The organism is Paenimyroides viscosum, assembly GCF_003858535.1.
GTDB classification, from domain to species: domain Bacteria; phylum Bacteroidota; class Bacteroidia; order Flavobacteriales; family Flavobacteriaceae; genus Flavobacterium; species Flavobacterium viscosum.
Window position 1 is genome coordinate 1 of sequence record NZ_RQTJ01000032.1, and the last position, 21662, is coordinate 21662.

The 21662-nt window shown below is 32.7% G+C and carries 24 protein-coding genes; 16 read left to right on the forward strand and 8 right to left on the reverse strand.

Annotated features, from left to right (window positions below; translation table 11 throughout):
• Window positions 1–207: 207 nt before the first annotated feature.
• Both EG242_RS12010 and EG242_RS12015 read left to right on the forward strand, forming a co-directional pair.
• On the forward strand, window positions 208–606 hold the full coding sequence (locus EG242_RS12010) for a hypothetical protein (RefSeq protein ID WP_124900106.1): 399 nt from the start codon (window positions 208–210) through the stop codon (window positions 604–606).
• 70 nt (window positions 607–676) lie between these two features.
• Window positions 677–1630, forward strand: coding sequence for a fasciclin domain-containing protein (locus tag EG242_RS12015; RefSeq protein WP_124900107.1), 954 nt, complete (start codon window positions 677–679; stop codon window positions 1628–1630).
• 102 nt (window positions 1631–1732) lie between these two features.
• Here the strand turns inward: EG242_RS12015 and EG242_RS12020 are convergent, their stop codons facing one another.
• Together EG242_RS12020 and EG242_RS12025 are read right to left on the reverse strand one after the other, a co-directional pair.
• Window positions 1733–2911, reverse strand: coding sequence for a GlmU family protein (locus tag EG242_RS12020; RefSeq protein WP_124900108.1), 1179 nt, complete (start codon window positions 2909–2911; stop codon window positions 1733–1735).
• A gap of 115 nt (window positions 2912–3026) precedes the next feature.
• Window positions 3027–3278, reverse strand: a complete 252-nt coding sequence (locus tag EG242_RS12025) for a type B 50S ribosomal protein L31 (RefSeq protein ID WP_124900109.1) — start codon at window positions 3276–3278, stop codon at window positions 3027–3029.
• Window positions 3279–3510: 232 nt separating this feature from the next.
• On the opposite strand from EG242_RS12025, the gene EG242_RS12030 reads away from it, so the two are divergent.
• From EG242_RS12030 to EG242_RS12070, 9 genes are all read left to right on the forward strand, one after another.
• Complete coding sequence (locus EG242_RS12030) at window positions 3511–4056, forward strand: DUF4199 domain-containing protein (RefSeq protein ID WP_124900110.1); 546 nt, start codon at window positions 3511–3513, stop codon at window positions 4054–4056.
• On the forward strand, window positions 4056–5012 hold the full coding sequence (locus EG242_RS12035; RefSeq protein ID WP_124900111.1) for a glycosyltransferase family 2 protein: 957 nt from the start codon (window positions 4056–4058) through the stop codon (window positions 5010–5012). The genes EG242_RS12030 and EG242_RS12035 overlap by 1 nt, the downstream gene beginning before the upstream one ends.
• Before the next feature lie 136 nt (window positions 5013–5148).
• Window positions 5149–6879 (forward strand): phospho-sugar mutase, encoded by a 1731-nt coding sequence (locus EG242_RS12040; protein ID WP_124900112.1) that lies wholly within the window; start codon window positions 5149–5151, stop codon window positions 6877–6879.
• Window positions 6879–8717 (forward strand): ABC transporter ATP-binding protein, encoded by a 1839-nt coding sequence (locus tag EG242_RS12045; protein WP_124900113.1) that lies wholly within the window; start codon window positions 6879–6881, stop codon window positions 8715–8717. Before EG242_RS12040 ends, EG242_RS12045 begins: the two co-directional genes overlap by 1 nt.
• A 120-nt stretch (window positions 8718–8837) precedes the next feature.
• Window positions 8838–9359, forward strand: a complete 522-nt coding sequence (locus tag EG242_RS12050) for a DUF2975 domain-containing protein (protein WP_124900114.1) — start codon at window positions 8838–8840, stop codon at window positions 9357–9359.
• 58 nt (window positions 9360–9417) lie between these two features.
• Complete coding sequence (locus EG242_RS12055; protein ID WP_158608868.1) at window positions 9418–9759, forward strand: DUF2975 domain-containing protein; 342 nt, start codon at window positions 9418–9420, stop codon at window positions 9757–9759.
• Window positions 9760–9763: 4 nt separating this feature from the next.
• Window positions 9764–10861 (forward strand): serine hydrolase domain-containing protein, encoded by a 1098-nt coding sequence (locus EG242_RS12060; RefSeq protein WP_124900116.1) that lies wholly within the window; start codon window positions 9764–9766, stop codon window positions 10859–10861.
• Entirely contained in the window at window positions 10845–11057 is a 213-nt protein-coding gene (locus tag EG242_RS12065) for a helix-turn-helix domain-containing protein (protein WP_124900117.1), read from the forward strand. Before EG242_RS12060 ends, EG242_RS12065 begins: the two co-directional genes overlap by 17 nt.
• 81 nt (window positions 11058–11138) lie before the next feature.
• On the forward strand, window positions 11139–11834 hold the full coding sequence (locus EG242_RS12070) for a hypothetical protein (RefSeq protein ID WP_124900118.1): 696 nt from the start codon (window positions 11139–11141) through the stop codon (window positions 11832–11834).
• Here EG242_RS12070 and EG242_RS12075 read toward each other — a convergent pair.
• Window positions 11831–12226 carry a group III truncated hemoglobin gene (locus EG242_RS12075; RefSeq protein ID WP_124900119.1) on the reverse strand — a complete coding sequence of 132 codons (396 nt, stop codon included), beginning with the start codon at window positions 12224–12226 and terminating at the stop codon, window positions 11831–11833. The genes EG242_RS12070 and EG242_RS12075 overlap by 4 nt on opposite strands.
• 99 nt (window positions 12227–12325) lie before the next feature.
• Between EG242_RS12075 and EG242_RS12080 the strand changes: the two genes are divergently transcribed.
• Complete coding sequence (locus EG242_RS12080; RefSeq protein ID WP_091521677.1) at window positions 12326–12745, forward strand: nucleoside-diphosphate kinase; 420 nt, start codon at window positions 12326–12328, stop codon at window positions 12743–12745.
• Between the two features lie 135 nt (window positions 12746–12880).
• A complete protein-coding gene (locus tag EG242_RS12085) occupies window positions 12881–13333 on the forward strand; it encodes a hypothetical protein (RefSeq protein WP_124900120.1) in 453 nt (150 codons plus the stop codon).
• 30 nt (window positions 13334–13363) lie between these two features.
• On the opposite strand, the gene EG242_RS12090 is transcribed toward EG242_RS12085, so the two are convergent.
• Both EG242_RS12090 and EG242_RS12095 read right to left on the reverse strand, forming a co-directional pair.
• Window positions 13364–15121 carry a mechanosensitive ion channel family protein gene (locus tag EG242_RS12090; RefSeq protein WP_124900121.1) on the reverse strand — a complete coding sequence of 586 codons (1758 nt, stop codon included), beginning with the start codon at window positions 15119–15121 and terminating at the stop codon, window positions 13364–13366.
• Window positions 15122–15168: 47 nt separating this feature from the next.
• A complete protein-coding gene (locus EG242_RS12095; protein ID WP_124900122.1) occupies window positions 15169–15825 on the reverse strand; it encodes an HAD family hydrolase in 657 nt (218 codons plus the stop codon).
• A gap of 101 nt (window positions 15826–15926) precedes the next feature.
• On the opposite strand from EG242_RS12095, the gene EG242_RS12100 reads away from it, so the two are divergent.
• The gene (locus EG242_RS12100; protein ID WP_124900123.1) at window positions 15927–17141 is read left to right on the forward strand and encodes an RsmB/NOP family class I SAM-dependent RNA methyltransferase; all 1215 of its coding nucleotides are present in this window, start codon (window positions 15927–15929) and stop codon (window positions 17139–17141) included.
• 6 nt (window positions 17142–17147) lie between these two features.
• Window positions 17148–18266 (forward strand): endonuclease, encoded by a 1119-nt coding sequence (locus EG242_RS12105; RefSeq protein ID WP_124900124.1) that lies wholly within the window; start codon window positions 17148–17150, stop codon window positions 18264–18266.
• A gap of 39 nt (window positions 18267–18305) precedes the next feature.
• Here the strand turns inward: EG242_RS12105 and EG242_RS12110 are convergent, their stop codons facing one another.
• Both EG242_RS12110 and rho read right to left on the reverse strand, forming a co-directional pair.
• Window positions 18306–18737: a rhodanese-like domain-containing protein gene (locus EG242_RS12110; protein WP_124900125.1), complete on the reverse strand. Its 432-nt coding sequence runs from the start codon at window positions 18735–18737 to the stop codon at window positions 18306–18308.
• Window positions 18738–18746: 9 nt separating this feature from the next.
• Window positions 18747–20444 (reverse strand): transcription termination factor Rho, encoded by a 1698-nt coding sequence (gene rho, locus EG242_RS12115; protein WP_124900126.1) that lies wholly within the window; start codon window positions 20442–20444, stop codon window positions 18747–18749.
• 185 nt (window positions 20445–20629) lie between these two features.
• Here rho and EG242_RS12120 point away from each other — a divergent pair, with 185 nt between their 5' ends.
• Window positions 20630–21040 carry a DUF4293 domain-containing protein gene (locus EG242_RS12120; RefSeq protein ID WP_124900127.1) on the forward strand — a complete coding sequence of 137 codons (411 nt, stop codon included), beginning with the start codon at window positions 20630–20632 and terminating at the stop codon, window positions 21038–21040.
• Window positions 21041–21127: 87 nt separating this feature from the next.
• Here EG242_RS12120 and EG242_RS12125 read toward each other — a convergent pair whose 3' ends face one another.
• Window positions 21128–21577 (reverse strand): hypothetical protein, encoded by a 450-nt coding sequence (locus tag EG242_RS12125; RefSeq protein WP_124900128.1) that lies wholly within the window; start codon window positions 21575–21577, stop codon window positions 21128–21130.
• Window positions 21578–21662 lie beyond the last annotated feature (85 nt).

Below are 21662 nucleotides of genomic sequence, written 5' to 3' on the forward strand. Positions count from 1 at the left end.
AGCTTAAAACATTATACTTCTAAATTACATAAATTACGCTAGGTTTATAGGGGTTAAAACACTAAAAAAAATACTTCATCTATAACATATTCCTTAGGATACAACTTTATAAGTGCAAATGTTGTAAATGGTTTATGGGTTTATTTTTGGTTAAACAATGCTATTCTTGTTTGCTTGATACTAATGATTATATTGCTTTTTTTGTTAATGAAAATCTTTTTAAAGAATAAGAAATTTCAAACAAAAATATCATTAAGAAATGTAATTGCTTCAAGCCCATTTGATTTATATGCTGGTTGGATTTCAGTTGCATTGATTGCCAATACAGCTGTTTGGCTAACAAAAATAAATTGGGAACCAATTCTTTTTTCAGAGGCAGGTTGGACAATTTTTTTATTAAGTATAGCTGGAATAATTGGAATATTTATAAGTTGGAACTACAATGCCATTGCCTTTGGTATATCAATAGCATGGGGAGTAACAGCAGTTGCAGTAAACAATTTTAATCAAAATTTTAATATTGTAATTACAGCAGTTATCGTGTCCGTAGCAATATTATCTGTTTGCTTTTATCAATTGATGCACAAAATATTGCCTACTGATTGAAATATATAAATTGATGAAACCTTCAAAATCTTAAAAAATTCTATAACTATAAATATTAAATTGATTAATTATGAAAATTAGAACATCCTTAAAAAAGTTTGCAGGCGCAACATTTGCATTCGCATTCCTAGCATTAAGCACTTCGTGTAATGACGATGAGTCGACACCACCAATGGAACAACAAAAAACAATTGCAAACATTGTAAGCGAAAATGCAGATTACAGCCTTTTAAAAGCTGCGGTAACAAAAGCAAATTTAGGTGAAACACTTAATGGAACAGGACCTTTTACGGTTTTTGCACCTAACAACCAAGCCTTTGCCGCTTCTGGTATTTCTCAGCAAACCATCAACAGTCTTTCAGAAACAGATTTAAGCGATATTTTATTGTATCATACTTTAGGAAGCAAAGTGATGGCTACAAACGTACCAGCTGGTCCTAACGCTGAAGTTACTACAGTTGGTGGAGATAAAATATACGTTACTAAAGATAGCAGAGGGGTATTTGTAAACGGTTGGAAAGTAACCACTGCAGATATAGCAGCATCAAACGGAGTGATCCATTCTATTGAGCGTGTATTAATGCCACCTACACAAAACATTGTACAAATGGCGCAAGCAAACCCTAACTTAACTTATTTAGTGGCAGCTGTTTTACGTGCTAGTGAAGGTTCAACAAACGTTGCCAATGTACTTGCAACAACAAATAATCTTACTGTATTTGCACCAACTAATGAAGCATTTATTGACGCTGGTTTTCCTACCATCGCATCAATACAGAGTGCAGATCCAGCTACTTTAACTTCCATATTAACCTATCACGTGATTGCGGCTCGTGCGTTCTCATCTGATTTATCAAATGGTCAGTCACTAAATACAGTAAACGGCGGAACATTAATGGTAGCCTTAGGAAGTCAAGCAACTGTAAAAGGAAACAGCAATAGTACGCCTTCAACAATTACATCAGTAAATATGCTGGCAACAAATGGAGTAGTTCATTTAATTGACCGTGTTTTACTTCCGTAATAATAGTTAGATTTTATTTTATTGAGTATTAAAACCGTCTCGTAAGTTGAGACGGTTTTTTTTATAAATACTAGCAAGATAAATTGCTATTTACATCATTTTTTAGGACAATTTCTGCCACTCTTTAGTTTCATTAAAAATGTGGGTCAAAATATCTTCGTCTAAATCGGTAAAATCAATATTTCTACGGCTCATTACAATTTTAGCAGTTTCAAAAGCTTTTACGGGTAAATAAGCTTGTGTTCCTTGTGCACCACCCCATGTAAAATTAGGAATGTAATTTCTTGGGAAACCTGCGCCAAAAATATTTGCCGCCACACCAACAACCGTTCCTGTATTAAACATGGTGTTAATTCCGCATTTACTGTGATCGCCCATCATTAAACCACAAAACTGCAAACCAGTATTTACAAAGCGTTCCGTTTCGTAATCCCATAATTTAACCGATTCGTAATTGTTTTTAAGGTTAGAATTGTTACTATCTGCCCCAATATTACACCATTCGCCCAAAACGGCATTTCCTAAAAATCCGTCGTGACCTTTGTTTGAATATGCAAAAAGTACCGAATTGTTTACTTCACCGCCCACACGAGAATGCGGACCAACCGTTGTTGCCCCATAAATTTTTGTAGCTAGTTTTACTTGCGCATGATCGCACAACGCAAAGGGTCCGCGAATTACAGATCCTTCCATAATTTCGGCATCTTTACCAATATATATCGGTCCGGTTGTAGCATTTAAGGTACAAAAGTTTAAAACAGCACCTTCTTCAATAAAAATATGTTCAGTTCCTAAAACGTTTACTGTAGAAGGAATTGGTTGTGACTTACGGTCTTGTGTTAGCAATTCAAAATCATCGCGAATTGCCTGATCATTCTTTTGAAAAATATCCCACGAATGTTCAATTTGTAAACAATCTTCTTCAATTTCTAATAAATCATAATCTTCAAAAACTACTTCTTCTTGTTCATCTGTGGTATAAAAAGCAATAATCTCATCGTTCTTTACAATTGCTTGGTTGGGCTGTAAAAACTGAATCATTTCAACCAAAACCTCATTCGGACAAAACGATGCGTTAATCATTACGTTTTCTGCCATTTCAACCATCGGGAATTTTTCAGACAAATATTCTTCCGTAACTGTAGTAGTTGTGGTTCCCAAATATTTTTCCCACTTTTCGCGAATGGTTAAAATTCCAATGCGAATATCGGCAACAGGTCGGGTAAATGTAAATGGCAACAGATTGTTACGCACAGATCCATCGTATAATATGTAGTTCATTTTTATGCTTTTTTAAAGGCTTAAAGTTACAAAGTTTTTGTTTAGATCAACAGTATAAATATAAACAAAAAGCCCTACTAAAAAGTAAGGCTTTGATATTTCATGAATCCAAAAATTATTTTTTGAATTTAGAGTATTTAGTTTTGAATTTATCAATACGACCTGCTGTATCAATAAGTTTAGATTTACCTGTGTAAAATGGGTGAGATGTACGAGAAATCTCCATTTTATAAACTGGGTACTCTACTCCATCAACTTCAATTGTCTCTCTTGTGTCAACTGTTGATTTGGTGATGAATACGTCTTCGTTAGACATATCTTTAAACGCTACTAATCTGTAATTTTCTGGGTGAATACCTTTTTGCATGATAAATCGATTTTAATGTTAATGGCTATTATTTGTTCTGATGCTTTTATCTTTCAAAAAGGTATAAACAAATCAATAGCTTTTTTGAATAATTGTTTATTTTTCAGATTGCAAATTTAATAACATATTTTTAATCTACAAACATTAGTTTACACTTTTTTATATCCAAACAGCAAAATTTTCTAAAACGTATTTTTGTATATTTGTAAGATTTTATAAAACTAACAAACTCATGAATACTATCAGTAAAACAACAGGTTTAACTTTTGGCTATATTTTAATGGCCTATTATGTAATTGTAAACCTAATTGTTTTCTTTGCAGATTATACATTATTTGCAAAACCATATTTAGGTATTACTAATATGGTCATGGTTTTAATTTTAGGTGTTTCTTGTGTATGGATAACGAAAAGAAGACTAGGTAATTTAATAACAACAAAAGAAGGTTTCTCTGCTTTTTTTATCATGGTTGTTATAGGTTTACTTGCAAATAATGTGATTCAATTTGTACTTTTTAACATTGTAAATCCTGAAGCTAAAGATGTTAATAACCAAATAATGGTTGCAATGGCAGAAAGTATTGCAAAAGACATTAATGCACCACAAGAGGAAATTGATAAGCAATTAGAGTACATGAGAAACAACCCAAATGATAATTTCTCTTTTAAAAGCATGATATTTAGTTTCGCTCAAGGCATTTTAGGTGCTTCTGTAGCAGGTTTGTTAATTGCATTGACATTTAAAAACAAATCAGAACACACAACAATTAGCCAATAATGAACCTTACCATTTTAATTCCTTTATTGAACGAAGCCGAATCGTTACCCGAATTATACCGTTGGATTACCAAAGTAATGCAACAGCACAACTATTCGTACGAAGTTGTTTTTATTGATGACGGAAGCACCGATGAATCTTGGGATATTATTGACGATCTATCTAAAAACGATACCAATATAAAAGGAATCCGTTTTCAGAAAAATTTCGGTAAATCACAAGCTTTGCACGCAGGTTTTGCCATTGCAAATGGAAATGTTGTTATTACGATGGATGCCGATTTACAAGACAGTCCCGATGAAATTCCCGATTTATACAACATGATTGTCAATCAAAATTTCGATTTGGTTTCAGGTTGGAAAAAGAAACGTTATGATTCCATCGTATCAAAAAATCTTCCGTCAAAATTATTCAATTGGGCAGCACGCAAAACATCGGGCGTTCAACTAAACGATTTTAACTGCGGGTTAAAGGCTTACAGCAATAAAGTAGTAAAAAATATTGATGTGTATGGCGAAATGCACCGTTACATTCCCGTGTTGGCAAAAAATGCAGGATTCAACAAAATTGGTGAAAAAGTGGTGAAACACCAAGCACGAAAATACGGTGTTTCAAAATTTGGAATGAGTCGGTTTGTAAATGGCTTTTTAGATTTAATCACCATTTGGTTTTTATCAAAATTCGGCAAACGTCCTATGCATTTATTCGGCGCTTTGGGCGTTATCATGTTTATGGTAGGTTTTTGCAGTGCCGCTTTTATCGGCGTTTACAAACTGTATAAACTTTCAATGAATGAACCCGCTGTTTTGGTAACAAATAATCCGTGGTTTTACATTTCGTTAACTGCCATGATATTGGGTACGCAATTATTTTTGGCAGGTTTCTTGGGCGAAATCATACTTCGGACAAAAAACAACGAACCCCGATATAAAATTTCAGAAAAATCAAATATTTAGAAGTTTTTAAATTTTTGTTACTTCGAGTGATTTTTAGTAGTACCCCGATAGTAATCGGGATGGAGAAGTTCTCGACAAGCTCGAACTGACGAATAAACAAATCAACAGTTAAACGAATAAACAAATAAAAATACATATGGATATTCCTAAAAACATATTAGAACAAAGCAATAAATGGATTCAAAATCCTTTTGATGTGGAAACTCAAAATTTAGTGAAAGAATTAATCACGTCTTCTCCAAAAGAATTAGAAGACGCTTTTTACCGCAATTTAGAATTCGGAACCGGCGGAATGCGTGGAATTATGGGTGTTGGTACCAACCGAATCAATAAATATACCTTGGGTAAAAACACACAGGGATTATCTCAATATTTAAAACAATCGTTTCCAAACGAAGAAATCAAAGTAGCCATTGCTTATGATTGTAGACATAATAGTCAGTCTTTAGCGAAAGTGGTTGCCAATGTTTTTTCTGCCAACGGAATCAAGGTCTTTTTGTTTGAAGATTTACGTCCAACGCCAGAGTTATCTTTTGCGGTTCGATATTTGAATTGTCATGCAGGAATTGTTTTAACGGCATCGCACAACCCACCGGAATACAACGGTTACAAAGTGTATTGGCAAGATGGCGGACAGTTGGTTCCACCACAAGACAAAGAGATTATTCAGGTAATTGATAACTTGGATTATTCAGATATTTTGTTCGATTCAAATCCCGAATTAATTGAATACATCGGTACAGAAATCGATGAAGCATTTGCACAATCATCAATAGAAAATGCTACGTTTAATCTTCCCGAAGATGCTCGTAAAAACTTAAAAATCGTTTATACTTCTTTACACGGAACATCGATCAAAGCCATTCCGAATGTTTTGGAAAAAGCAGGTTATACCGATGTGAATATCGTAACAGAACAAGCTGAACCAAACGGAGATTTCCCTACAGTTAAATCGCCAAATCCAGAAGAGCCTGAAGCCTTGCAAATGGCAATTGATCTAGCAAATGAAACAAATGCCGATATTGTGATTGGAACGGATCCGGATTCTGATCGATTGGGAATTGCGGTTCGCGACAACGAAGGAAAAATGATTTTGTTAAACGGAAATCAGGCAATGGTAGTTATGACTGCCTTTTTGTTGGAACAATGGAAACGCGCCGGAAAGTTAGAAGGTAAAAAGCATTTTATAGGATCAACCATTGTATCAACCCCAATGATTTTGGCTCTTGCCGAAGCGTATGAAGTTGATTGCAAAGTTGGATTAACAGGCTTTAAATGGATTGCCAAATTCATTAAAGATTTCCCTGAACAGAAATTTATCGGCGGTGGCGAAGAAAGCTTTGGTTATATGGTGGGCGATGCTGTTCGCGATAAAGATGCTGTTGCATCAACCTTATTAATCTGCGAAATTGCTGCTATTGCAAAAGCATCGGGTTCGTCGGTTTATAAAGAGTTACAAAATTTGTATGCCGATTTTGGTTATTACAAAGAACACTTAATTTCGTTGACCAAAAAAGGAAAAGACGGAGCTGAAGAAATTGCTACCATGATGACTGAATTACGCAACAATCCGTTAAAGGAAATTGCAGGTGAACGAGTGGTTTTTGTAGAAGATTATCAAAGTTCTATAGCTACTAATTTGTTTTCGAACGAAACCGAACCTTTGTTCTTGCCAAAATCAAACGTGTTGATTTATTATTTAGAAGACGGATCTAAAATTTGTGCCCGACCAAGTGGTACCGAACCTAAAATTAAATTTTATTTCAGTACCAACACACCTATTGAAAACGTGGAAGAAATAAAAGATGCCGATGAATATCTAACCGATAAAATTCAACGCATTATTAACGATATGAACTTAAATTAATGGATGATAATTTAAAGAAGATATTCCCATTTGCTAAAAATTATAAATTCAATGTTGTAGCAAATATTGGATTTAACATTCTATATGCCTTTTTTGGAACTTTGGGTATGGTTTTTATTATGCCGGTTCTTTCTGTTCTTTTCGATGAGAAAAAAAAGGAAATTATAGCCTTACCAAAGTACGAAGGTTTTTTTGAAGCTCTAGGAAATTGGCAAGAATACATTTCTTATTATGTAAATCAGTACTCTATTCAATATGGTGTGCAATATGGATTAATGCTTACCGTAGGTTTGGTATTAATTACTTTTTTACTCAAAAATTTATCTAATTATTTCGCCCTTCAAAATTTAACCAAACTTAAAAATGGAGTGCTTCGTGATTTACGCGAAAAAATGTTTAAAAAAATCATTTCATTACCTGTTTCTTATTATTCAGAGAAAAGAAAAGGTGATGTAATGGCACGTATGCTAGGTGATGTAAACGAAGTTCAAAATTCGTTTTTTATGATTTTAGAATTAATTGTAAAAGAGCCCCTAACTATTATTTTTTCACTAATTGCAATGATTTCTATTAGTTGGAAATTGACAATTTTTGTTTTTATTTTCATCCCCATATCTGGATTAATTATTTCTGTAATAGGAAAAAGTTTAAAAGGAAAATCAAGCAGAGCACAACAAGAAAATGGTTATTTAATTTCCATTACTGAAGAAACACTATCTGGTTTAAAGGTTGTAAAAGGATATAATGCAGAAAATTATTTTTCCAAAATTTTTAACGAATCCATTAATCGTTTATATAATCTTACAAATGCTATCGCAAAGAAAAATAATTTGGCTTCTCCAATGAGTGAGTTTATGGGAATTGTTGTGATAGGTGTTTTATTAATTTATGGCGGTAATTTGGTTTTGGTAGAAGGTTCTTTAAAAGGATCTGATTTTATTGCTTATATTGGTTTAGCATATAATATTTTAACGCCAGCAAAAGCCATTTCTAAAGCCAGTTACCAAGTTAAAAACGGTATGGCAGCCGCAGAACGTGTTTTTGAAATTCTAGATACACCAAATGTGATTCGAGATAATAGTGAATCTGTACAAATTGATGCCTTTAAAGATAAAATCGCAATTAAAAACGTTACTTTTTCATACGATGGCGAACGAACAGTATTAAAGAATTTTAATCTTGAAATTCCTAAAGGAAAAACCGTAGCATTGGTCGGTCAGTCGGGTTCTGGTAAAAGTACCATTGCCAATTTGTTGATGCGTTTTTACGATGTGGAACAAGGTGAATTGTTAATTGACGGCACAAACATAAAAGACCTTCAACTAGTTTCATTACGCGATCAGTTAGGCTTGGTTACTCAAGACAGTATTATGTTTAACGGAAGTATTGCCGATAATGTTAGAATTGGAAAACAAAACGCTACCGACGAAGATGTTATTGCTGCCTTAAAAATTGCGAATGCGTACGAGTTTGTTCAGAATCTTCCGCAAGGAATCAATACCAATATTGGCGATGCCGGTGGCAAACTTTCGGGCGGACAAAAACAGCGTATTTCTATTGCTAGAGCTGTATTGAAAAACCCACCGATTATGGTTTTAGACGAAGCAACCTCGGCATTAGATACAGAAAGCGAACGTTTGGTACAAGATGCATTGGAAAAAATGATGGCAAACCGCACTTCGGTTGTTATTGCCCACCGTTTATCAACCATTCAAAAAGCCGATGTTATTGTGGTAATGAACCGTGGCGAAATTGCCGAACAAGGCACACACGACGAATTATTGGCAAAAAACGGAACATACGCAAAATTAGTTTCCTTACAATCATTTGAAAATTAACAACTTACATATTTAAATATTAAAATCACTCAAATTGAGTGATTTTTTTTATATTTATAATTATTGTTTTTCGATAATTTATATATCTTTGTCAATAAATAATTATTAAAATTCAGAACTATGAGATCATTACGCTTATTAGATTTAATCATAACGATACTTTTCTATTCTATGTTAGGAATAGGAATAATAACTTTTGGTGTATTTATTCTTTTTTTATTTGGAATTGATTTAGGAATTAAAACATCAACAACTTTTTCAGATAAAAGCAAAGTAACTATGTATTTGTTGCTATTTAGCATATTTATTTTCTATTCGTCTTATGTTTACTCTATTTATTTGTTTAAACAAAATATCTCATCCTTTATCAATTTTAAATTATTTACAAATCAGGTTATAAAAAACTTTAAGATCATGGGGGTAATTTATATAGCAAGTTATATTATATCATCATTAATTGTTCCTTTATTCAGGCAAGATTTAAAAATCGAAATTGGTCAAGATCAAGATTTCTTTAATTTTCCGCTAAACGGATTAGTCATTGGTTTATTTTTCCTTGTGCTTAGTAAAGTATTCCAAATAGCCAAATTCCAAAAAGAAGAAAATATCGAACTAAAACAAGAAAACGAATTAACTATATAACTTATGAGATTACTTAGAATTTTATTATCCGCAAACTACTATTTCTACATTTTCTTTTTTGCTTGAAACAATACCAGTTGTAATTTTCCTTTTGATATTATTGCGAATGAAAAAAGTTGTCACACAATTTTCTCTAAAAAATTATTTTACCCTAGAAAATGCAAAAAACATCCGTTTGATAGGTTGGCTTGTGATCTCAATATTTTTAATACAAGATCTTATAATCGAATATATTTTTCCATTCTTTAATTCTATTTCTGCAACAGTATATCAACCAGAAATTGTTAAGTTACTTGAACAAATGTCTTTTAAATTATTTTTAGGTATTTTTCTACTAGGAATAGGAATAGCATTCGAATTAGGTTTAAAACAACAACAAGAAAACGAACTAACTATATAATATCATGAAAAAAATAATCACACTTTGTTTTACATTAACTACAACAATAATAATGTTAGCACAAAATACACAACATAGTAAAGTTATCGACAGCCTTTTGCAGGCATCGATAAAAGAACATAATATTCCTGCAATGGCAGCCGCTGTAATTCATGGCGATAATGTATTTTACGGAACAGCCGGAACAATTTCAAACAAAAGTAGCGAGGCTGTTACTGATAAAACCTTGTTTCATATAGCATCAAACACAAAAGCATTTACATCGTTTTTGGCATTTCAACAGATCGAAAAAGGAAATTTATCGTTAGAAACTCCGCTTTTATCTCTTTTTCCTGAATTGAAAAATGATAAAAACTCGGCATATCATTCCATAACATTAAAAGATTTATTGTCGCATAACGCCCAAGTTCAACCATTCACAGCAGGAAATGAAATCAATCAAGTAAAAATCACAAAAGAAAAAAATACAGATAAACGATCAGAATTTGCTTCACAAGTGTTAAAACTTTCAACAGTGGAAAAAGGCACCTACTCTAACGCAGGTTATATTTTAGCATCGATGATGATTGAAAAATCGGCAAAAAAATCATTCGAAGATTTATTGGCAGATTTTATGAAAAATAAAAATTGGGATTACAGTTTTGGTTTTCCAAACAAAAAAGACACCAATCACGCGTGGGGACATTGGATTGAAAACAACAAATTGGTAGCATTAGCACCTGATCATTTCTATAAACTACCCGATTATATGCTAGCAGCCGGCGATTTATCTATGAATATAAAAGATTATGCACTATGGTTGCATCAACATATACAAGGTTTGCAAAACATAGATACAAATAATCAGTATCAAATGATGCATTTTCAACAAGAAGGTATGAGTTACGGTTGGGGAAATACCATACAAAACGGACAAAAATTGAGTTATCACGACGGTAGCACAGGCACTTATTACACGCACGCCATTTTAATTCCTGAAAATAAATTAGGAATCACGATTTTTGCAAACGCTGCCGATGATAAACATGTGGAAGCCATTTACGAAATGCAGCAACAGTTAATTTTACAATTAAAAAAAATAACAAATGCCAATAATAGTTAACCTTGATGTTATGCTGGCTAAACGCAAAATGCAGTCGCAAGAACTGGCAGACAAAATTGGTATAACAACTGCTAACTTATCTATTTTAAAAACCGGAAAGGCAAAAGCTATTCGTTTTTCTACTTTAGAAGCCATTTGCAAAGAACTAAACTGCCAGCCATCGGATATTTTAGAGTATATTTCTGATACAGATTAGTTTCCGTTTTTTATTCTAATATAAGAATTTGTTATTTCAAATCCTCTGTAAATTATTATCTTTAAAGGAAAGAAATTCTAAATGTTTAAAGAAAACCAAAAGCTACATATTCCCGAAAACGACACCATAATCTGGAAGTATTTAGATCTTTCAAAATTCTTAGACTTACTAATGTCTAACAGAATGTTTATGGCTCGATCTGATAAGTTTGAAGATCAGTTTGAAGGAACTTTTAGCGAACCCACGTACGAAGAAATTAAAAAACTGTTGGCAGATAATCCAGAATATTTAGATGCCTACAAATCAAAACGAAAGAACATTGTGATAAGCAGCTGGCATGCCAATTCGTACGAAAGTTATGCCATGTGGCAGGTTTTTACTAAGAATAACGAAGGTTTGGCAATACAATCAACCATTGGCAGTTTAAAAAAAGCGTTGATTGAACCGAGAGCCGATCAGTTTATTGGCGAGGTAAATTATATCGACTATAAAAAAGAACATATTCCGTTTGATGATGATTTTTTCCCATTCCTTTTTAAACGGAAAAGCTTTCAGTACGAACACGAAGTACGTGTAATTACCGATGTTACCCACTTAGATCTTCATGTAAACGAAGGTGTTAAGGTTTTAATTGATGTAAACGAAATGATAGAAAAACTGTACATTCACCCAAAATCAGAAAATTGGTACAAAAAACTAGTGATTGAAGTGGTTGAACGTTTGGGCTTTGAATTCTTAATTGAAAAATCGGATTTAGAAAGTGATATTTTAATTTAAGAATTCGCCTTAGATCTTGCCTGTACCATATTTACAAAGAAAACGGTTTGCATTTTACGGGCTTTAAACTTCAATACTTCTTTGTTTGGTCCGTCAAAAAGTTCGTCTAAAGTCTGCATCCAATAAAAAAGCCAGGTTCCAAAATTGTGTGCCGTTACATTGTGGTTCGTTTGGGCATCAACCTTATTATGTGCTTCAATCGGGTTGCCTTTATATTTCTGAACTCCGAAAACGTGTTGTTCCCAAAAATCGGTGATCTTTTGTAAATGAGGTTCCCAATCGGTAATTATCGAATTAAAAATAGGTCCAATTTCTGTATCCTTTCGGACTTTATCATAAAAAATTCGAACCAATTTTTCTAAATCATCCCTGTTTTCAACATCGTTTTTCATTGCGTAAATAAGTTTGTATAAATTTACAAAGTATTTAAATTAAAATGACTTATATTTTTATAAAATAGTTATTTTTGCAAACAAATTAAACTTAAAAAAATGGCAGGTACTAGAACATTTACAATGATTAAACCAGACGCTGTAGAAGCTGGAAGTATTGGTGGAATATTAAATATGATTGCTGAAGGCGGTTTCAGAATCGTTGCAATGAAATTAACGCAATTAACAGTTGCTGATGCTAAGAAATTTTACGAAGTTCATGCAGAGCGTCCGTTTTATGGTGAATTAGTAGAGTTCATGTCTAGAGGACCAATCGTTGCAGCAATCTTAGAAAAAGAGAACGCTGTAGAAGATTTCCGTACATTAATTGGTGCTACAAACCCAGCTGATGCTGCTGAAGGAACAATCCGTAAAAAATATGCAAAATCAATTGGTGAAAATGCAGTTCACGGTTCAGATTCTGACGAAAATGCAGAGATTGAAGCGGCTTTCCACTTTGCTGGAAGAGAGCAGTTTTAATCAACTGATACAGATATAAAAGAATCCACCCGCTAAAGGTGGATTTTTTTGTTGTGTTAAATTTATCTATATTCGTAATTCTTAAATTTTAACTTAAACGAACACCTTATGAAAAAAGTCGGTATGTTACTGTTTATGGCAGTATGTGGTTTCACTTCGTTAACAGCTTGTTCATCAGACGACAGTACTACTCCTATTGTAGAACAAGAAAAAAATCATTTATTAGGAAAATGGAATGCTACATCTACACACATGAAATTAGTTATTGATGGAGAAATTCTTTTGGATGAACTTAATAAGGAAAGTTCAATGCATGGAATGATTAGACAATTTGAATTTAAAGAGGATAATACAGTTAAACATTATACATACATTCCTGCAAGTGAAAATATAGAAGAAGTTGACCGACATGGAAAAACAACGTATGAGAAAAATGGTAACCAGCTTATTCTTAAAAATTATCCCGAGCCTTATACTATATTACTTTTAGACGATAAAAATATGAATTTACATGTTAAGACAGAATTTGTCTCTGACGGGAAACATTACATATTAGAACATCTTGACAAATTTGAAAGACTGAAATAATTAATAAAAAATCCCGATGACGGGATTTTTTTAATGCATATTTTTTTCATTTGGTTCAATCTGAATAATAGAAACGCTGCGTAAAGGGATCTTTTCATCAATAAATACTTTTTGAATATTTTTAATTAAATCAGACTTTATAAAATACATATTTTCTGGCTTAAACGTAATTGCATTAATTTCGTATGTGGTCGTTGTATCATTTATCTTTTTGTAAAATATGTAAGGCGCTAACCTGTTGGTAATACCATTTGTTTTGTTAGCTGCATATAATAGTAATTTTTCTACTACATGAAATTCAACTTCAAAATCAATTTCAATTTCGGTTGTAATCACCAAACCATCAGTACGTCCAATAGAACTATAATTTATCGTAGCACCGCTTAAAATAGCTGAATTTGGTACACTTACATCTTCATTGTTTATGGTTTTTAATCTGGTAACAAGTGTGTTTTTTTCAATTACTAAGCCAATAACATCACCCGTTTTTATCCAATCGTTTTGTTTAAATGGTCGCATGTACGTAATTACAATTCCGGCAACAGCATTTGCAATTGCAGAAGAAGATCCTATAGATATTAAAATACCTAAGAACACCGATATTCCTTGAAATGCAATGGTATCAAATCCTGGCAGGTATGGAAAAATAATTATTAATGTAAGTACAACCACTAGTAACCTAAAAATTTGGTAGGTTGGCTTTGCCCATTCTGGATAAAAATTATTAAATTTTAAATTACCTTGCTCTATTTCTTTTGCAAAATATTTTACTATTGATAAAATCCAGTTTACAAATACAATAATGATAATAACAATTACCAAATCAGGTAAATAAGCAATTATAGAATTATAAAAAGTTTGTAAGGGAATTAAAATTATATTCTGAGCCTTTTTTGCCCAAATTTCTGTAGATGGAAATATTTTTAATGCAATGGTAATGCTAGAAATAAGCACCAATAAATAAATAAAGTATTTAACTAATATTAAAAACCTTTGAATAAAAATATTTAAAATTCGTTTGGGTACTAATTGATAGTTTCTAAAATTGATACCATTAGGAAATAATTTACTATCGTGAACAAAATATTTTTTTAAACGAGTAAACAACTTATTTACACCAAATAAAACCGTAAACACGACCACTAAAATTAAAAACACTTCGCCAATTTGCCTTAATTTTGTTTTAAAACTATGATTCTTTTTAGCTTGTAAAACACCTTTAGTAATAATGTTTTTATAAGCATGTGCTAACGAATCAATTGTCTGGCCTACCCACAAAGCATCAATTTCATCTACAGCTACAATTACGTTTGATTTATAGTTAATGGTTTTAACATCAAACATTTCACCTATTTTCAATGAATCGGGCGTGAATTTTGGGTCTTCGAATAATAATTTAATGCGATGCTGTGCCGTATTGGCTCGATCCACATTACTATATGCTGCCAAATTTGCATAAATTGTAAAAAGCGTATCATTATCTAAAACTACAGCAGCACCTTGAGTGTTCGATTTTATTTTTTCAATTTCTGATAATTGATTTTGAATACGAACAGAATCTGTCGATTTTTTGTATTGATTCTGATATTCTTTTTTTTGAAGTGCAATTAGCTCTTGCAACGCTTTTTGCAATGATTCTAATTTTAACGAATCACGTGTGCGTAAACTTTTAATATCGCTAAGTTGTCGTGCTAATTTATTCTGATTATCATCGTTTAGGTTGGTTTGGCTCCACAAAACAGTGGTACAAAAAACAGTAAACAAAATACCAATCAAAATTTTTTTCATATCAACAATTTAATTTTATTCAAGATACTAATAATTTCATAAAAAGTTTACTTTAAACTTTTAATAAAGTTAGCGTCAATCTTAAAAAAGTCGTCAACTAAAACGCTGGCACCTTCTAAATTTTGAAGTTTGGAATTTTCGCTGTTGTATCCCAAACAATAAATCCCGGCAGCACAAGCGGCTTTAACTCCGTTTGTACTGTCTTCAATAACAATACATTCTTCTACTTTATTTTTTGATAACGAAGCCGCATGAATAAAAATCGTAGGATCGGGTTTTGATTTCACAAAATCTTCACCACTAACTTTATGTGTGAAATAATCGTTCAATTTAAATCTATTAAAAACTCTGCTTATCGTACTTTTAGATGCCGATGATGCTAAAATCAATTCTACATCGCTAGCATGTAAATCTTTAATTAAACTTTCAACTCCGGCAATCAGCTCTAAATCTGGTTTTGTATCAAAAGCGTCGTTAAAAATAGAACGTTTTCTGTGTATTAAATCTTCAACTTCATGATCCAATCCAAACTGATCTTTTATTTTTTGAAAAACATTTCTTGTAGAATTCCCTGTAAAAGTGGCATACAGTTCTTCAGAAACATCAATCCCCAATTCTTCAAAATGCTTAAAATAAGCGTATTTATGTACAGGTTCTGTATCAACAATCACCCCATCCATATCAAAAATAACGGTCTTAACCATAACTATCAAACGTTTATGCAAAGGTACATAAAGCTAGCGTAAAAAAAGTATTTCACAACCAACATATAAATTGTAACTTTGTAGGCTTATTAAATAAAAAAATGCGTTTACATAGAAATTTAGTTTTTGCCGTTATAGATTCTCTTTTAAATATATTTAACGATGGTGAATATGCCGATAAAGAGGTTGCAAAAGCTTTAAAAAGAGATCCTCGCTGGGGTGCGAAAGACCGTAAGTTTGTTGCGGAAACTATATACGAAATTGTTCGTTGGAAAAGGCTTTATACCGAAATTGCCGAAACTAAAGATCCTTTTACTCGTGATGATATTTGGAGAACTTTTGCAGTTTGGGCAGTTTTACGCGGTATTACCCTACCCGATTGGAAATATTTTGAAAACACGCCGGTTCGTAGAATTAAAGGAAAATTCGACGAACTTTCTAAAATTAGAAAATACCGTGAATCGATCCCTGATTGGATGGATGAATTAGGTGTTCAAGAATTGGGCGAAGAAGTTTGGACAAAAGAATTGGCTGCACAAAACCAGCAGGCAAAAGTTGTTTTAAGAGTAAATTCTTTAAAAACTACCAAACAGCAATTACGTGCACAATTAATGGATTTGGATATTGATACCGAATTAAGCGATACCTATCCCGATGCATTGATATTGAAAGAGCGTGCAAACGTTTTTATGACTCCTATTTTTAAAGAAGGATTTTTTGAAGTACAAGATGCCTCATCGCAAAAAGTGGTGCCTTTATTAGATGTTAAACCAGGCATGCGCGTTGTTGATGCTTGTGCAGGTGCAGGTGGTAAAACCTTGCACATTGCCGCTAAAATGGAAAATAAAGGACAAATTATTGCGTTGGATTTATACGAAAGTAAACAACGTCAATTAAAAATTCGTGCTAAACGTAATGGCGCTTTTAATATAGAATACCGTATCATAGATTCTACCAAAGTAATTAAAAAGTTACACGATAAAGCAGACCGTGTGTTAATTGACGCTCCTTGTTCGGGTTTAGGTGTTTTAAAACGTAACCCAGACAGTAAGTGGAAATTACAACCGGAATTTATCGATAATATTAAAAAAACGCAGCAAGAAGTTTTAGAAAACTATTCGAAAATGGTTAAAGTTGGCGGTAAATTGGTATATGCAACTTGTTCTATTCTGCCATCAGAAAACGAAAAACAAATTAACCATTTCTTAAACACCGAATTTGGTAAAAACTTTAAGTTTGTAACAGACGAAAAAGTATTGGCGCATCAATCTGGTTTCGATGGTTTTTACATGTGTTTAATGGAACGCATAAAATAATTAAATATGAAAAAAATCACATCATTTATTGTAACTGTATGTTGTTCATTTACAATTTTTGCGCAGGCACCGGCGAATTATTACAACAGTGCAACTGCAACGGGCTACACATTAAAATCGCAATTAAAAACGATAATTTCTGCAAACCATACTGCTTTAAGCTATACGCCTGGTTTATGGAATTTATATAGTTCAAATGCTACCAATAACGGTTTTCGTGACAAGTATTATGAAAACGACAATACTATTTTAGACATTTATTCTGAAAAGCCAGTTGCTGTTGATCCTTATACTTATACAGTAATCGCAGATCAATGTGGAAATTACAGTAGTGAAGGTGATTGTTATAATCGCGAACATTTAATTCCACAATCGTATTTCGATGAAAATGCACCGATGAAAACAGATGCATTTCACGTTTGGCCAAGTGACGGAAAAGTTAATGGAGAACGCGGTAACCTACCTTTTGGAACAGCAGCAAATGCAAGTTACACATCACAAAACGGAACAAAACGTGGAACAAGTGGTGTAGCTGGTTTTACCGGAACTGTTGTTGAACCTATCGATGAATTTAAAGGAGATATTGCGCGCGCCTATTTTTACTTTGCAACAAGGTATGAAGATTTTATGGATGATTTTCATTCAGATACTACACAAACTCAAACACAGGTTAGGGCAATGTTTGATGGATCCACCGATAAAGTGTTTAATACCGGCTTTTTAGATGTATTGTATCAGTGGCATTTGCAAGATCCAGTAAGTGCTCGTGAAACAGATTTGAACAATTACATCTACAATGAACAAGGCAACAGAAATCCGTATATCGATAATCCACAATATATTACTGCTGTTTGGTTTCCGCATTTGTTAAGTACAAATAAAGCCGAGTTGGTTGAGTTTAATGTGTATCCGAATCCGGCACCTAAAAACACGATATTCATTTCTACTAAAGAAAAAATCAATTTAATTACGGTTTATAATTTAGAAGGAAAATTAGTCAAAAAAGTATCAAACCCACAATTTAACGATGAAGTTTTTACTATTAATCATTTAAAAAGTGGAACTTACATTCTTAAACTAAAAAGTGGAAAGAAAACAAGTACAAAGAAATTTATAGTTAAGTAATAAAAAATCCGATCAGCTTTATAACTGATCGGATTTTTTTTAATTAACCGGATAACCCTTAGCTATCCAATCTACTTTAATATTTTTAGGTATGTTTAATAGCTTTGCTTTTTTATAACCTAGATCGGTTAATGCTTTAAAAGCAGGTCTAATATTAGGGCAAATATCAAACGGACAACATCCGCAATACAAAACAACCTCTTTATCTTTAGAAACCTTACTTAAAAAGCTGCGCATATTATCAATACTTTCTTTTGATTTTCCTGGTCCTGCATTAAAAGAATTCTTAATAACAGCATCTGGACCAATATTGATTACTACGGTCTGTTTCATTTTATTTTTGTTGATTTTATCAGCCAGCGTTTTGGTATCCATTAACTGATTAGGTGTCCATGTATCACCAAAATTTTGCGCTTTCATTACGAATGAAACACATAAAAACAGACAAATTGTTAAAACTATTTTCTTCATCATAAAATATTAATCGCGCATGCTATTGAAAAATTCCTCGTTTGATTTGGTATTTTTAATACGATCGTGAATAAAAGTAATTGCTTCTACCGGATTCATATCTGCTAAAATATTGCGTAAAACAACCATTTTACTGTTTGTAAATCGATCTTGTAACAAGTCATCACGACGAGTTGACGATGAAGTTAAATCAACAGCAGGGAAAATACGTTTGTTTGCAATTTTACGATCTAACTGCAATTCCATATTACCAGTTCCTTTAAATTCTTCGAAAATAACATCGTCCATTTTAGAACCTGTATCAGTTAAAGCAGTGGCGATAATAGTTAACGATCCACCATTTTCTATGTTACGTGCCGCACCAAAAAAGCGTTTAGGTTTTTGCAATGCGTTGGCATCAACACCACCAGACAACACTCTGCCCGATGCCGGTTGAACCGTGTTATAAGCACGCGCCAAACGCGTAATAGAATCTAACAAAATAACAACATCGTGCCCACACTCTACCAAGCGTTTTGCTTTTTCTAAAACCATATCGGCTAATTCTACATGGTAACGCGCTTCTTCGTCAAACGTAGATGCCACAACCTCTGCACGAACGTTACGTTGCATATCGGTAACCTCTTCCGGACGTTCATCGATCAATAAAACAATCTGATACACTTCTGGGTGATTGTCTGCAATAGCATTTGCAATCTCTTTCAACATCATGGTTTTACCGGTTTTCGGTTGTGCCACAATCATACCGCGCTGCCCCTTACCTATTGGTGCAAACAGATCGATAATACGTGTTGAAAGTTTAGAATTATTACCCGATAAATTGAATTTATCTTTGGGGAAAAGCGGCGTTAAATGCTCAAATGAAGGACGGTCGCGAACCTGATCTGGCTCATGTCCGTTAATTTTTGTGATACGAACTAACGGAAAATGCTGCTCGTTCCCTTTTGGCGGACGAACAATTCCTTTAATAGTATCGCCCTTTTTTAAACCAAACAAACGAATTTGCGATTGCGAAATGTACACATCGTCTGGCGATTTACGATAGTTGTAATCTGCTGATCGTAAGTATCCGTGCGAACCACCGTCTTTTGGAACTTCTAAAACACCTTCGCATTCAATAATTCCTTCAAATTCATAATCAGGATCACGGTAATTTTGCTTTTTCTGATTTGGGTTTTGATTTTTATTTCTGTTCTGATTTTGATTTGGGTTCTGATTTTGTTTTTCAGTAACCACTACATTCTCTTCGGCAGAAACTTCGGTAACAACATCATTTTGAACATTTAATGGTTCAGATTGAACTTGTTGCTGATTGTTTGTTTTGTTACGTTGGTTTTGATTTTTATTTTGGGGTTTGCTTTGCTTTTCTGCTACAGGGTTTTCAGGTGCTACCGTTTTAATTTCTTCTACTGCAACAGGCTGTGGGTTTTCAGGTAAAGAAGCTTGCTCTGTTTTTTCTTCAGGTGCATTGTGAATACGCTTTCTTTTGGTTTTATTCTGATTTTCAGTAGATTCGTTTGTTGTTGCAGCTTCTTCTTTTACAGCAGTTTCTGCTTTAAGCTCACTCTTCTGAAATTCATTTTGCAATTTTAAAACCGCATCAATAAGTTCATCTTTTTTAAGATTAAGCTTTTCAACGCCTACTTTTTTAGCTATTTCTTTAAGTTCGGGCAACTTCATACCCTTTAACACATTTTTGTCAAACATAAATTATGACGTTGTTGTTAGATATTATTATTGTGATTTTTCTTAAGAGAAGGATATCTGTTAAGGATAGAAAGCTCGAACAATGAAGAAGTTACGATTTTCTAATGCAATATTACAATTTTTTTTTAAATATCAATGTTTTTTAATGAAATTTTAGTGTTACTTTTGTAATCAAATCAATACAAATGATTCAAAGAATACAAACAGTTTATTTAGCATTAGTTTTTATTATTGCTGGTGTTTTATCATTAATTTTCCCGTTGTGGAAAGATGTTAAAGGTATGGATTATTTTGTGGGGCATAACACTGCCTACACATTACTATTTGGTGTAAGCGCTGCATTAAGCGTTATTTCTGTATTCTCGTATAAAAAAAGACAAACGCAATTTGTGTATAACAGATTGAACATAATATTGAACTTTATATTACTAGGATTATTTGTGTATCAATCGCTAAATTTATCTGGAGAAACGAACGTTTCAGAGAAGGGTATTGGGATGTTTCTTCCTCTTGGATCTATCATTTTGCTGGCATTAGCCAACAAAGCCATAAAGAAGGACGAAGATCTTGTAAAATCTGCAGATCGTATACGATAAACCTTTCATCTTAGTTTATTAGTGCGTTAAAAATCCGGCCATTGGTCGGATTTTTTTTGTTTGAAATTATAATATAGCTATAAAAAACTATCCTTCTTTAATTAATCCATCATCATATAATTCAATAATTTCAAAAGATTGATACTCATCAAAAATTTCATAAAAGTAGCAGGGCTTTCTCAACATACCAAAAGATTGCATAGAATATGTATTTCGAAAGTCAGTATATTTTTTAGATTGTTTTAATTTGATTTTTACTTTAGCTAATAACAATTGTTTTTGATTTATTTTTTGATTTTGAGATAATTTTTTTTTCTCTTCTTCAGCAATATTTATAACGAATCCGTTAACTGTATCTTGCTTTGCTATATTGTTTATCAAACTTATATTCTCATTAAAATTTTTTAATACATAAAAATTAGCATTATACCTATCATGACCTGAATAATAACTAGTTATTAATACCATTTCTTCAATCTCATTTTTTTCAGTACAGCCAAATAGCATAAAAGATACCAACACAATTAATACTCGCATATAAATGTTTTAAGAACTAAATATAAACAAAAAACCTCAAACATTGCTGCTTGAGGTTTTTCGCATTTATGAAAAAATCTATTAC